The sequence below is a fragment of the Thiorhodococcus mannitoliphagus genome (genome assembly GCF_010915725.1).
GTDB lineage: Bacteria > Pseudomonadota > Gammaproteobacteria > Chromatiales > Chromatiaceae > Thiorhodococcus > Thiorhodococcus mannitoliphagus.
Map to the genome: position 1 here is coordinate 1 of NZ_JAAIJR010000137.1, position 13968 is coordinate 13968.

The window sequence follows — 13968 nt, forward strand, 5'->3', positions numbered from 1 at the left end:
CGCTGAGACAACGATGCCGATAGAAAAAAATGATGGACAGGAGGCAAATCGGACTTGCGTCAGAACAGAGTATCTACGAGCTTCCAGACAGCCTCTAAGGTTGCTCTAGAGAGAGGAACCGCTGCTTGACAAAGAGCGGAACCTCGAACTCGCCATTCAGTATCGGTGTTGCGAAATTCGCTAGACACGCCAGGTAAATAGTCGGTTGCGCACGAAGAAGGCGCCGAGAATATTTTCGCGCCTAACCTATTTCGGCCTAGACCATCCTTTGGTCCAACCGCTCCCTCGACCACCACGACCCTTTGCCCGAAGGATGCGCGCTGCCGACTCAATCGACTGGGCGGTTCGGTGATCAATGCCTAGTTTTCAGAGAAAATCAGGTTAGCCTACAACACCTAGCGAGGCTTCGCCTCAGACCGACGAGTCATGCCATCGGGATCGCAATCGGAATCGTCGGTTCGATCCCGATACCGACGGCCTTGGATGGTCGGACGCTTCATCGAAATTTGACTCATCTGCAAACATTTTGCGCCCTCAAGGATTCTAGGGCGGACGGCTCCACACCTATCGGTTTCCCGAAATCAACCGGAACAGCCGCTCCAAGCCTGCGTAGCCAGGCCATCCTGGCCTGGTTTGCCAGGGCTGGAAGCCCTGGCTACATAAAACCGATAGGTGGTGAGGGGCGGACGGCTTGCGCATCGACTTAGGTGATTTTCGGCAAAGGGGATAGCCCCAGGATCTGTACAAGGGGCGAATGAATTCGCCCCTACAGCGTCAACGATTGCACGCGGCACGAGGTATAAGGACTCCCGGAAAGCGCCGAGTTCTGAGTCCTTCCTGGATCCAAGGGGCAAGCGCTTTCAAGCAGCCTGAGGAACTCTCGTCAGCTGCCGCTCAACCGCTTCAGCATAGCCTCAGCCTCAGCGCGTTCCTCGAACGTCCCACCGACCCTCAAGGCCGTCTTCAACACCAGCTCCGCCTGGGCCCTATCTCCCTCCTTCTCGAGGATCTGCGCCTTGTGGAAGAGCATGCTGCCGTTTTCGGCATCGGCGGCTAAGGCGAGGTCGCTCATGCGCCCCGCCTCGCGAAGGTCGCCGTTGCGCATCAACAGCACCGCAAGGGTATCGGCGATGTCTGCGGATTTCGGCGCCAATTCGTGCGCGCGCCTTGCATACTCAAGCGCCTGCGCCGGCTCGCGCTCCTGAAGCAGCCACGCTAGATTATTCAGCGCAACCGCATTGTCAGGGTTCTTACTCAGCACAGCCCGAAATTCCGTAATCGCCTGCTCGGGGCGCTGCATTCTCATCTGCAATTGCGCCAGCGTGAACCGAACTTGGGTATCATCAGGATGCTGCCCGAGCCAATCCGTGAGCAGATGACTCGCCCCGTCCAGATCATCGGTCTTGACACGCGCTCGCGCTAGCAACAGGGCGCTCTTCATATTCGGCGACTGGTCGAATAGGCGCTGATAGCTCGCCAGCGCAGCCTGCGTATCACCCTGACTTTCCGCCAGAGCGCCACCTAGGGCAAGCACGTTCGCGCTCTCGGCGCCGAGGACCTGCTCGAGCTCCTCAATCCGAGCCGCCGCGTCATCATAGGACTTCCTAGCAATCGCTAATGCAGCCAAACTGCTCAAGGCCTGGACCGACCCTGAATCGATCTTGATCAAACGCTGCAGCGACTGCTCAGCGTCATCCAGACGCCCCAGGGCGGCATCCGCTTTTGCGAGGGCCATCAAGACACTCGGCTGGTCGGGTCTGACCCGATCCAACTTGACCAGCGTCTCGCGCGCTGCCTCGAAGCGACGCAAGTCCAGTTCCGCCTCAGCACGCAAGGCCAACAGCTGGAAAGCGTCTGGAGACAGTTGGCTGGCCTCTGTGAGTACATCCAGGGCACGCGCCGGATTGCCTTGACGCAGATGGAAGGCGGCCAGGAAAAGCCTAGGCTGAAGGGCGCGCGGATTGGCCTGCTCCGATCGGACGAGATACCCCTCCGCCGCTGCGGCATCGTTCCTCAGCAAAGCCACCCGCGCCAAGCCAGTGAACAAGGCAATCTCGTTCGGGTGCGTCTTTAAGCCCTCCTCATAGAGCTGCTGAGCCCGATCCAGGTCCTCACTTTCGATGGCGATCGTCGCCAGACCGCCAATCGCCGCGACGTCGCCCGGCTCCAACTCAAGCGCACGCTGGAACGACTGGCCGGCCAGATCGAGTTGTTTGTCGCGCAGATAGAGCGCGGCGACAAGATTGTGGACACGAGCCGAGTCGGGCTGACGCTCGCGCAGCTCCAAGGCCGCCTTCAGGGCACCCTCTGGATCACCACTGCTCACATAGCCCAAGACCAGCTGCTCGGCGGCATTGCGCAGCCCCGGATCCGAATCCAGATCCAGTGCATCGCCCCCCGATGCGAGCAAGCGCTGGAAGGTCCCGTTTGCCGCCGACAGATCCCCTTTGATCTGAGCCAGCTGCCCCTCGATCAGCAAGACATCCGTGTGGTTCGGTCCCAACAATCGGGTTAGCTCGCCCAACGCCTGCTCGGCCCCGTCCAGATCCTTCTCGGCGATGGCCAAACGCGCCTGCAGATTGACCGCTGGGGCCAGGTTCGCATCCAGTTCGAGCGCCTTCTCGAGTTCGGCTTTGGCCGAGTTGGACTCACCCAGGCTCGCATAGGCACTCGCTAAGGCGACCCGCACTCGAGGATCGTTCGGGGCATCGATCAGTAGGTCTTCCAGAGTCGACTTGGCCGCATCGAATTGTCGGAGCGTCAACTGCGCATCGGCTGTCAGCCCCAGTAGCATAGGATTGTTCGGGAAATCGCGCCGCGTTTCAGAAAGCAGGTCCAGAGACTTATCGGCATCGCCGACCCGCTGATAGTAGGCCGCGAGATAGAGCCGTGGCAGCAGTGCATCGGGATTGCGCTCAACGGCTTCGTCGAGATAGCCCTTGGCTGCAGCGGTATCCTGCTGCGCCATGGCCAGCCTGGCCAGCAGCAGACGCAAGCGATCATCGTCTGGATGGCTCTCCAGGCTCTTGGCGAAATAGCCGCGTGCCGCAGTCAAATCATCCTTGCGCAGCGCCAAGGTCGCCAAGCCCGTGCTGGCGGCAAGATTGCCCGGGTCCAACTCCAGCGCCTTCTCAAATGCCTGTGACGCCTCCGCGATCTGCTCGCGCTGCAGATAGACTGCGCCCAAGAGCGCATGGGCGCGCGCCGAGCCAGGATCGCGGTCGCGATATTCGAGCGCGGCCTGCAATGCCTGGTCAAGATCGCCGCTGCTGACATAGCCGAACACCAATTGCTCGGCCGCACCTTGCAGCTCCGGATCCTGCTTGAGCGCCTCCCGCAGGGTCTTCAATCCTTCCTCGACATCACCCTGCCCCAGAAGAGCCGCCCCAAGACGCACGTTGGCCGCCGCCGAATCGGACTGAATGGCGCTGACGCGGCGCAGAAACGACACGCCCTCGTCGCCCTTACCCTGCATCATCAGAGCGCTCGCCAACAGATCCGTCGTTGCCGTATCTTCGGGGGCCGATTCGATGCGCTCCCTGGCCAAACGTTCCGCCTCGGCCGCCTCGCCCACCTGGAGCAGCGCCATAATCAACATGCGCCGCGCCTCGACGTCGTCCGGCAAGGCCGAGACCGCGCGCTGCAAATGAATACGCGCCACGGCCGGTTCCCTCAGGGCGAGACGCGTTGCGCCAGCCAGCCGCACGGCGGGGATGTAACTGGGGTTGGCCCCGAGCAAGGCATCCAGACGCTCGATCGCCTTTGCGTAGTCCCTACGGGCATAGAGGAGCTGCGCCTCGGCATAATCGACCAAGAGGTTGTCCTTGACGCGCTTCTTCAAGGCATCGATGTCGCTCTGCGCCTCATCGAGCCGATTGGCCTGAATCCGCAAGGTAGCGCGGTTCAACTGACTCTGCGGTCCCCGCACCGGATCCTGCATCGCCCGCGTGAAGGCGGCTTCCGCCTCATCCAGACGACCGGCGGCACGCTCGATCTCGCCGAGCAGATTCTCAGCCCCGGCATTGGATGCGTCGCGCTCCAACGCCTGCTTAACCAGCGTGATTGCCGCGTCGAGTTCGCCTTGAGCTGCCTTCAGGCGCGCCATCGCCTGCAAGGCGGGGACGGAATTCGGGTCCGCGCGCAAGGCCGCATCCGCTTCCCCTTCAGCGCCCGGCAGATCCCGCTGAGCGAGAAGCGCCTCGCTCTTGACGGCTAGGAGCGCGGCGCGGCGCTCGGCGGGCACCTCGTCCGCAACCGTCAAGGCGGCCACCTGGTCATACTTACCTTGCCCGAGCCAAGCCCTCGTCAACCAGGGCTGTATAAGCGCATCATCCGCACCCAATTGCCGGGCACGCTCCAAATCCTGCTCGGCGACCACGGGATCACCGAGCCTGAGCGATGCCTGCCCCAGCAAGGCTCGCGCCTCCGCATTGCCCGGCTCCTCCTGCAAGACGTTCTTGAACGCGATGACAGCCGTGCGCAGCTCGCCACTCGCCAAGGCCGCTTCGCCGCGCGACAGAGACTCCTCGGGAGTGATTGACTGCCCGCAACCGCCCATCAGGGCTGCAATCAGCATTGCGGCCACCGAAAAGCGAGAAGTAACGGCGCTTGAAGCTTGCATCGGATCACATCTCCGTATGGCAGGGGGGTAAAGTTCGATCGAGCGGATCGGCCACGTCGATAAACCTGGCTCGGCGAAACCCGTTACGAGGCAACCTCGGCTATGATGCCCTACGAATTCGATCGACACAATTGATGCACGATGTCCATAAGCGGTCCCTCAGACAGGCATCCAGCCAATCGATTCGCTGGGCGCAGTCTGCTGTCACATCGCAGGGGTCGCTGGCGGCAGCATCGCCGCCACGCCGCGCGCTTCTGGCCGGCCTGCGGAGTCAGATAAAGTTTGGTTCGGGCAATGGTTCGGCCTCGCTCACGACGGCTAAGCGCGAGCATGTGGCAGCAGCGTAAGGTTCGCTTCGAGGATGTCAATTTCGGCCTTGATCATCGTTTCGGCCAAGTGGACGACAGGCTGCTTAGTCAGGCCATCTTGGCCTGACGAAATCAGGGCTGGAAGCCCTGACGACGCAAAGTCTGCTAAAGGACGCCGGGTTGATGATCAAAGCCTCAATTTCGCTTCGGGGATGTCCAGATGATGTTGGTGAGCAAACAATGGCGCTTGGTTATGGCCCTGATCTCGGGCGTCTTTGCCCTCCCCATCCTGGCCCAGGACGCTGGAGGCGGACCGATTCCTGTCAGTTTGGCGACGCTGAGTAGCATCCTAGTCTACCCGGAGCGCGATGCACCAGCCGTCGCGGTAACGCTCAACGACACCCATCTCGACGCGGAGATCGCTGGAGTCATTGCGGCCATTGAGGCGAGGGTCGGAGACCGCGTCACGCAAGGGCAGGTTGTCGCACGCGTGGAGTGCGAGCCATATCGAATCAAGGTTTCGCGAATGCAGGCAGCCCTGGAAGCTGGACGGTCCAGCTATGCCTTCGCTCAGCGGCAGTTCGAAAACGCACGGCAGCTATCTCAGAAGCGCAGCATTTCACAGGAGGAGAACGACAGGCGGGAAGCCGAGGCACGCACACTGAAGGCCGATGTCGATCGACTGAGCGCCGACCTTCAAGCGGCTGCCTATGACGCGGGCAAGTGCGAGATCCAAAGTCCAATCGACGCAGTGATCGTGGAGCGGATCGCGAGTGTCGGTGACTACGTGGTGCCGGGCACGCCCATCCTGCGTTTGCTTGACGACCAAAACATCGAGATCAGCGCCAAAGTTCAAGAGCAAGATCTGGACAGTCTGAAAAGTGCGCAGTCAATTGACTTCGTGAGCCGCAATGCCCGCTATCCGGTGAAGTTGAGGACGGTATTACCGATCATGGAGACACGTTTGCGCACCTATGAGGTCCGGCTCCCTTTTGCGGAGGACCGAAGTGCCTTGGCTGGCGAGACGGGCCGGCTGCGTTGGATTCTCGGTCGAGGCGAGGTGCCTGCGGATTTGATCGTCCAGCGCGGCACAACATTGGGCCTCTTCGTGGTTGACGAAGACAAGGCCGAATTTGTTGCTCTGCCAGATGCCCGCATGGGCCATCCCGCAGCGGTGGACTTGCCCCCAGAGACGAAGGTCATCGTGGATGGTCGCTACCAGCTGCGCGATGGCGATGCCGTGCGTCTTCCCTGAAGGCAGGTCGATCGATGTTCAAGAAGCTAATACGAAACCATGTCTTGACGAACCTGACGTTCGGGCTGGTGCTCGTGCTCGGGTCCATCGCATACCTGAACCTTCCTCGAGAGCAAGATCCAAGCGTCAATTTCAACTGGGTAGCGATCACGACCATCTGGGCCGGCGCGTCAGCTGAAGACGTGGAACAGCGGATTACGGATCTGTTGGAAGACGGGATCCAAAAGGTCGATGACATCAAGTTCGTCAACAGCACGAGCCGCCAAGGTGTTTCGATCATCATGCTTCGCTTCATGGACATCTCGCCGGATACCTTCGCGAAACGCATGGATGATCTCCGACGTGAAGTGCAGACTCAGCAGCGAGAAATGCCGCAGGAGGCGACTGAGCCAGAGATCATCGAGATTAGCAGCGCGAATCTCTTTCCAACCGCAACGCTCTCTGTCATTGGGCTCGCTGACGATGAGGTCTTGCGCCGAACCGCTGTCAATGTTCGCAAGGATATTCAACGGATTTCAGGTGTCGATCGGGTCGACACCATCGGCGAGTACGATCCCGAGCTGCATGTCGACTTTTCTCCCGAGCGACTCGTCGGCTTGGGGCTGTCCCCCGTCGCGCTGGCTGACACGGTCAACGCTTACTTTCGCAACCTCGCGGCGGGCAGCGTTCAAGTTGGCAATCAGAAGTGGTTCGTACGGCTCGAGGGAACGAGCGAAGACCCACGGTATCTAGAAGCCATACCGGTCGTGACCGCGATTGGTGAGCTACCTCTGCGCTCTGTCGCTGACATTGTCAGAAGCCGGCAGGAGGCGGAGGAACTTGTGCGTTTCGAGGAACATCCCGCCGTCATGCTGTCAATTTTCAAGTCCGATGCGACCAACAATCTCAAACTACTGAGTGACATTCGAGCATACATGACGGAGCAAAACCCCGTCCTAGCGACTCAGGGTATTCGTTTGACGTTGATTGAAGACCAGACGTTACAGACACGACACGCCATCGAAGTGATGGAGAACAACGCGCTCGTCGGCCTCATTCTAGTGGTCTTTTCTGTTGGTATCTTTCTAGGGTTGAGGGTCGCAATTCTCACCAGCATCGGCATCCCATTCGCGCTCGCGGGCGTCTTCCTCTGCCTCGCGCTTTTTGGTCAGACGCTCAACTCAACAACCCTGCTTGCGATCGTCATCAGCTTGGGCATGTTGGTCGATGATGCAGTCGTTGTGGTTGAGGCCATCTATCAGAAGCTGCTCGAGGGATACGAGGCGGTCGAGGCCGCCATGGCCGGACTCCGAGAAGTCGGCGTGCCAGTCGTCGCGGCGGTGCTCACCACCATTGCCGCGTTCTTACCGCTGATGCTCATTCCAGGAGTCCTTGGGGACTACATGAAGTACGTGCCGGCGGTGGTCACACTCGCGCTTCTGATCAGTCTTGTTGAGGCCTTTTGGATCTTACCCAGTCACATGATCAAGGCCCGAGTCAATCCGCGCAGGCCGGGGCGCATTCAAGCGATCAGAAATCGCTGGATCCAGGCGTTTCGCAGGTATTACGCCCGACTCTTGGTGAAGGTGCTTCGCTGGAGGCGAACGGCCTTCGGGGTTGGCATCGCGTTGCTCGCCGGCGCTGTCCTTGTGGTGGTTTCCGGCGCAGTGCGCGTGGATTATTTTGCGACCGACCTCTACCGACTCTTCTACGTCGGGGTGGAGATGCCCCCCGGAACCAAAGCGGAGAAGACGCTTGAGGTGCTTGCCGAGATTGAGGACCGTGTGCGCGCCCATCTCCGCCCAGATGAGGCAGAGGCCATTATCCGGTATGCAGGCCAACGCGTTACGGCACAAGAGCCCCTCTATGGCGAAGAAAAGGGACAAGTCTTTGTCAGCCTCAAGCCCGCAGGCCCGGACCGTCGAAATGTCAATGTGATCATCGACGAAGTCCGAGACGCACTTCAAGGAATTGCCGGACCGCTCGAAATCGTTTTCCTGACTCGCAAGCTTGGCCCGCCGACGCAGAAGCCGATCAGCGTAAAGGTGCGCGGCAATGACATCACGGCGATTCGAGCAGCTGCGCGCGCGTTGAAAGGCTTCTTGAACACGACAGACGGGGTCATCGATATCGCCGACGACGATACCCTCGGGCGTATGGAGTTGAAGCTGCATCTTAATCCTGACGCCATTGTTCGGGCCGGCCTGAGTCCCGCGGACGTCGTGCGAATTGTGCGCCTCTATGCCGATGGCGAGGTTGTTGCCAGCATGCAGAATCAGGGGGAGCGTTTGGTGGTCCGCGTGCGCACTCAACCCCGTGCAATGCTGGATACGCAGTCCTTCTTAGATTATCCCGTGGGACTTCCTGACGGAAGCGAGATTGCGCTTGGGAACCTCGTGGACTCAGAATCGGGACACACCATTAGTAACATCCGACATTTCGATTTTCGACGCGCAATCACGATCGAGGCCGACATTGACAGCGCGAGAACCGATACGATCACCGCGACCAAGGCGATCGAAGCATTCTGGGCGAAGAACGCGGCGCGCTTCCCAGGCATTGCCCTTGATCTCTCCGGCCAAAATGATGACATTCAAGAGAGCCTGGGTGCCATCATAGGACTCTTTGTTGTCGGCTTGGGATTGATCTATTTAATCCTTGGCACACAGTTTGTGAGCTATCAGCAGCCATTCCTTGTGCTCTCAGCCGTACCCATGGCGTTCATTGGTGTTGTCATGGGTCTCATCGTCAGCGGAAACCCTCTGAGCCTCTACACGCTCTACGGTATTGTTGCACTTGCGGGGATATCGGCGAATGACGCCATTGTTCTCATTAGTACGGCAAACAGATACAACAAGCATGGGTTCAGCGTTTCCCGCTCCATTGTATCGGCAGCCCGACGGCGCGTCGTTCCGATTCTCATCACATCCGTGACCACCATTGCAGGTCTGTTCTCCCTAGCGACCGGTTTGGCGGGCGAGTCATTGATGTGGGGGCCTGTAGCCACCTCGATTGTCTGGGGGCTAATGTTTTCCACGCTCCTGACACTGTTCTTAATACCCGCCACCTACTTGGTGGTGACTCGCCCACCGCTGACGCCGGTTCAAAAGCTGCAATATCTACCCCTTCTCGTTGCTCGAACGCCGAGTTCCCTTCAGAAGTGGCTCTCTCGCTTCCGAGGTCAACCGGTCCGCGACACCGTCTCTGAAGAGGCCATCGCTGACGTGGCGCAACGGGCCGCCTATCGGGATGCACTCGACGCCCTTGAGCGCGGCGAGTTGGAGAAGGCCATTCGTGGATTCCAGCATCTCTCAGATCAGAACATCGGGTCACTGCTCTTCAGTCTGGCAACGGCTCAAGCCCTGCTGCTCTATGTGCACAAAATAGGATGGGATTCTGGGTACATGGAACGAACCAGGAGATATCTTGCGCGGGCGCGGGCGCTCGATCCGCAGAGTCCCCGGCTTTTGGAGTTAGAACAGGCTTACCGGGTCATGGATCAGCCTATCGAAGGGCGCTAGGCGATTTCCGGAAGTGACCTGACCCAAGTAGACCCGGATCTGCAGGATGGGCAAAGTCCGCGCTCTAGGGTCCGAGCGCAACCAACGCTGGCTGTGGCTCGGTTTCACGCTAAACTGACGTCAACCATGCATCACAAAGGATGCCCTCATGTCATCATCTGTCGCCCTCGATGAAGCCTTGGCCACGGCCCCGGATGAGCGGGCCAGAGCCAAAGTCATTGCGGAAGCCTTCGAGCAACTCGAAGAGCGTTATCCGAATCTCTCCAACCTGGCGACCCAGGGGCATGTGCGCGAGACCGAATTACGGCTACAGAAGGAGATCGAGCAAGTACGCGCGGATCTTTCGACCCAGATCGAACGCATCAAATCCGACCTGCTGCGCTGGCTATTGCCGATCATGCTCGCTCAGGTCGCGGCGATTGCCGCCATGGTGAAGTTATTGTGATGGCCAGGGCCGGCGATGGGAGCGAACCGATCGCTCCCCGCGGATAATCGGCGACACGACCGTCCCGAAGCGGCCGGGTGCCAGAAAATTTTATACTCTTGCCCGGAACGCGATCGCACACGGAAACGCCGTTGACCGGCGGGAGGGCGCCAGAGGATGAAGCGGCATAAGTCATCAAAGAGCTGATGAGTCGGCCGGTGATCGTTGCCGCTGTGTTGATCGACTGCCCCGCGCTCGACTACCGCACGGAGCAGAGCAAGGACGAATGCCGTCGGAATCGAACGCCCCAGCGATTCATGGTGATGTCAGGATTTTTTACACCTGGATCGCGGGGTGATTGGCTCGGCGCGACCGCCAGCCACCACGAATGAGAGGGTGGGTAGAGCGCAGCAAAACCCACCGAACCAAACCACCGAGGCATCGGAACAGCATCCGATCGAATCGGCTCGCAATGGCGTCAGGCTTTTGAATCAGAGAGGCTTTTGAATCAGAGAGTTAAGCGTTGGCGCTGTGGGTCGATGGGTTTCGCGGCCACGGGCGTCGGAGCAATTTCGGCGCGTTCTGCTGGGCCGCTCTACCCATCCTACCTTGCTACCTTGCTTGTTTCTATTCCCGTCGCGCCAGCCATTCGCGCATCAAGTCGTTGACATGTGCCCGCCAGCCCTTGCCAGTGGCGCGCAACCCTGCAAGGACATCCGCGTCGAAGGGGATGGTCGTCAGGATCTTCTTGGGTGCCTTGCATGGCCTCCGGCTGCGCTGGCGCTCTTCCAAGGCGGCTTGCACCGCTGGATAGCCGCCCTCATGGACAATGATGGCATCGTTCCAATCACCCGCTTGTGTCGGGGGATTGTCCGGATCCGAGACCGCCTCCTGGGGCGCCGCGGCGATGGCGGCGGCGATCATTTCAGGAGTGAAAATAACTGAAGAAGTCTTTGGTTTCACGCTTGTCACCGTACCGAAGAGAAATCAGATGTGGTCCGGCGTCTCCTTCAGTCCACACCAGCACCACGACACGTCCGCCAAGGATGCCAAGTGTTTTCAGACGCTGCTCCCAATAACCTTCGCTCGCATCCTCGATCGTGAGCATCGGGCCGTCGAAGATCGTCTCAGCATCGGCAAAATCCAATCCATGCTTGGCGAGATTGCCGTGGCGCTTCGTTTCGTCCCAGGTGATCATCGTTCAAGTGTATGTGACAGACGGGTTAGAGACCAATCCGCAGCCTGGCCGTTTCGAGGGTGTCGGAAAATTTTACACTTTTATCCGGGAGCGATCGCAGCGGGAACGGCCGTTGCGCGACGACTGAGCGCTGGCGAATGGGGCGGGTCTGGTCATTCAAGAACAATGGGTTAGACCTTGATGCGGGCCGTGGCGCCAATCGACCGAGCAACGTTCGGGCACCGCGCGGGGCCGTTTGGGGCTAAGATCCACCCGGATCGAGCCTCCCAGTGGGCCGCCGGGGTGTCAGGATTTTTTACACCTGGATCGCGGGGTAATTGGCGCGGGGCAACCCAGCGAACCAAGCCGCCGAGACTTCGGAACGGCGGCTGAACAAACCGGCATCAAAAGCCGGAAAGCTTTATCGATCAAGCGATTAAACGTTCTTGTGGCGAATGGATGGGGCTCCATGGGTCCAGATGACGAAGCCATCCAATGAATGATTACAAGACCTGACCCCGATTCCCCATGACCCCGATTCCCGAGTTGTTGCCCACAGACGCACCCCCGTCGCCTCATGCGACGAAATCCGCAGACATTGGCAAGATTGTCCCCATTCTCGCCGGAGGTGGAACACGCCTACCCGCACACGTTGGAGTCATCCAGGCACTCGATGAACTCGGCGCGGTCGGCGATCACATCGTCGGCGTCTCGGGCGGAAGCATCGTCGCCGGGCTGCGCGCCGCCGGCTGGCCGGCTGCGTCCATGAAAGAACTCGCGCTCGGCGTCGATTTCAGACGCTTCCGCGATTTCAGCCTTTATCAGCTCCTCTTCCACGGCGGACTCTCATCCGGCGAAGGCTTCGAGCGCTGGATGGATCAACAACTTGAGGGCGCCCGTTTCGAGGATCTGTCCCTCGACCTGCATGTCGTCGCCACCGATGTGCGTAACGGCGCCCCCGTGGTCTTCGACCGCAAGCAATGCCCGGAGATGCGCGTCTCTCGCGCGATCCGCTATTCCATGGGCATTCCGCTCCTGTTCGCCTATAAGGAGCACGGTCCACACCTGATGGTTGATGGCAGCATCTTGTCCGAGGACATCTTGCGGCGGGACTGGGCACAGGATGGCACACCAAACTGCTGCTTCCGGCTGCGCGCCACTGCGAACGGCTGCCAACCCGCGCAACGGCGCTGGATCGCGCTTCCGGACTATCTGCAAATGCTGATGCGGGCCTTCATGACCAGCCTCTCGCGCGAGTTCATCCAGGACGCCTTCTGGAACGCCACCGTCATCATCGACACCAAAGGCGTCACGCCATTGGAATTCGGGTTGACGACGGCGACCAAACTGGAACTCCACAGCGCCGGCTATGAGACCACGCTTCGCATCCTCCCTGAGAAGATGCGCCGTTTCCGCGCCCAGCAACGAGCTGGAATCTGACGCGACTCGGTGTGCTTAACTTCATGGCAGATCCGCCATAAGCTAGGGCGTCTAAAACCATAGAAACCCCATGATCGGATAATGAACGTACTGAGAAGACAGCTCACGCCTGCGTCGCCTCCGGGCGGCGCCGTTCAAGGCCGACGTCCGCCGGCATCGAGCGCTCCAGGGGACCGAGGGGACCGCCAGGGTGTCAGGCTTCTTTACAGTTGGCTCAAAAAGCCACCGGCCCGTCACGTACGCAGTGAAACCCATCGATGCAACGCCGGGCGCTCGGGCCAAGGCCTGGCCGGACCGACTCGCGATGTCAGAAAGTTTTTCAGATCCGCCGCTTAAGCGCTAGGATCGCGGACAACTGTCTTTCGCGAGCACGGGCCGGGAAGCGGTCAAATACCTGATTTCAAGACCTGACACTAGTTCTTCGCAGATTCCTCGCGAGTTCAGCTGGGCAGCAAAGCAGGATCCCAAATCGGCTCGGCGCTTCCCCGAAGTCGCGGATATTGAAGGTCACCAGATGCATCGCCGCCGCATTTGCCGCAGCCTCCAGCACCCTGTCGTCATTGGCGTCACGTAACTGCGGTCGCCACAGATACCAGATTGGCACCCGCCGCAGCACGGCGGCCAACTGATCGAGAATCACATCCATATCCGCCGCCGTGCCGCCTGAGCGATTCAGCGTTTCCGGGCGTTTGAGCACGGCTTCGTATTCTAAAAGCAGCGGCACGGAGGCCGCCGCCATCACGCGCCCGACACCAATCTCATGCAGCAAGAACCGGGAGGCCCCAGTCGACAACAGCGGCAACGATGACATCTGTATCGAGCACAACGATCGTATGAAATAACCCGAGCAAGTCAAGAGGTAACACGGTCACCTGGCCCCAATTCTCCGCAGGATCCCCCCGCTAGAACACGCGTGCCAGGCTGTACTGTCTCGGCTTTTCGCTTTTGACACGGAGCATTCGAGGCCGCGATCCACCCGAATCGAGCGCCCCAGCGGGCCACCTAGGTGTCAGGATTCTTTACCCCTGGATCGAGGGGCGACTGACGCGCGGCGGTCGCCATCCAAGGCCGACGTCCGGTAGGTCAAGCGCGGCGAAATCCACCGAACCATGACCCCGACTCCCACCTGAATCGTGGATTGAGTATTCCGGCCGAATCCGGACACCTATTCCGATCCAAACCGGACACCAATCCGACGTCAAAGCGGACAGCATTCCGAGCTGAAAGCGGACACTGATCCGAC

8 protein-coding genes are annotated in these 13968 nt (G+C 59.9%); 4 read left to right on the forward strand and 4 right to left on the reverse strand.

Features of this window, described 5'->3' with window-relative positions; genetic code table 11:
- Window positions 1-883: 883 nt before the first annotated feature.
- A complete protein-coding gene (gene prsT, locus G3480_RS21805) occupies window positions 884-4576 on the reverse strand; it encodes an XrtA/PEP-CTERM system TPR-repeat protein PrsT (RefSeq protein WP_164656032.1) in 3693 nt (1230 codons plus the stop codon).
- 606 nt (window positions 4577-5182) lie between these two features.
- On the opposite strand from prsT, the gene G3480_RS21810 reads away from it, so the two are divergent.
- The 3 genes from G3480_RS21810 (at window position 5183) to G3480_RS21820 (ending at window position 10129) form a co-directional block, all read left to right on the forward strand.
- Window positions 5183-6184, forward strand: coding sequence for an efflux RND transporter periplasmic adaptor subunit (locus tag G3480_RS21810; protein WP_164656034.1), 1002 nt, complete (start codon window positions 5183-5185; stop codon window positions 6182-6184).
- 14 nt (window positions 6185-6198) lie between these two features.
- On the forward strand, window positions 6199-9684 hold the full coding sequence (locus G3480_RS21815) for an efflux RND transporter permease subunit (protein WP_164656036.1): 3486 nt from the start codon (window positions 6199-6201) through the stop codon (window positions 9682-9684).
- A gap of 148 nt (window positions 9685-9832) precedes the next feature.
- Window positions 9833-10129: a DUF1640 domain-containing protein gene (locus G3480_RS21820; protein ID WP_164656038.1), complete on the forward strand. Its 297-nt coding sequence runs from the start codon at window positions 9833-9835 to the stop codon at window positions 10127-10129.
- Between the two features lie 606 nt (window positions 10130-10735).
- Here the strand turns inward: G3480_RS21820 and G3480_RS21825 are convergent.
- Window positions 10736-11032: a BrnA antitoxin family protein gene (locus G3480_RS21825; protein ID WP_164656040.1), complete on the reverse strand. Its 297-nt coding sequence runs from the start codon at window positions 11030-11032 to the stop codon at window positions 10736-10738.
- 1 nt (window position 11033) lies between these two features.
- Entirely contained in the window at window positions 11034-11306 is a 273-nt protein-coding gene (locus G3480_RS21830; RefSeq protein WP_164656042.1) for a BrnT family toxin, read from the reverse strand.
- Window positions 11307-11813: 507 nt separating this feature from the next.
- On the opposite strand from G3480_RS21830, the gene G3480_RS21835 reads away from it, so the two are divergent.
- Entirely contained in the window at window positions 11814-12725 is a 912-nt protein-coding gene (locus G3480_RS21835; RefSeq protein ID WP_164656044.1) for a patatin-like phospholipase family protein, read from the forward strand.
- Between the two features lie 400 nt (window positions 12726-13125).
- Here the strand turns inward: G3480_RS21835 and G3480_RS21840 are convergent, their stop codons facing one another.
- Complete coding sequence (locus G3480_RS21840) at window positions 13126-13536, reverse strand: PIN domain-containing protein (RefSeq protein WP_240905971.1); 411 nt, start codon at window positions 13534-13536, stop codon at window positions 13126-13128.
- Window positions 13537-13968: the final 432 nt, after the last annotated feature.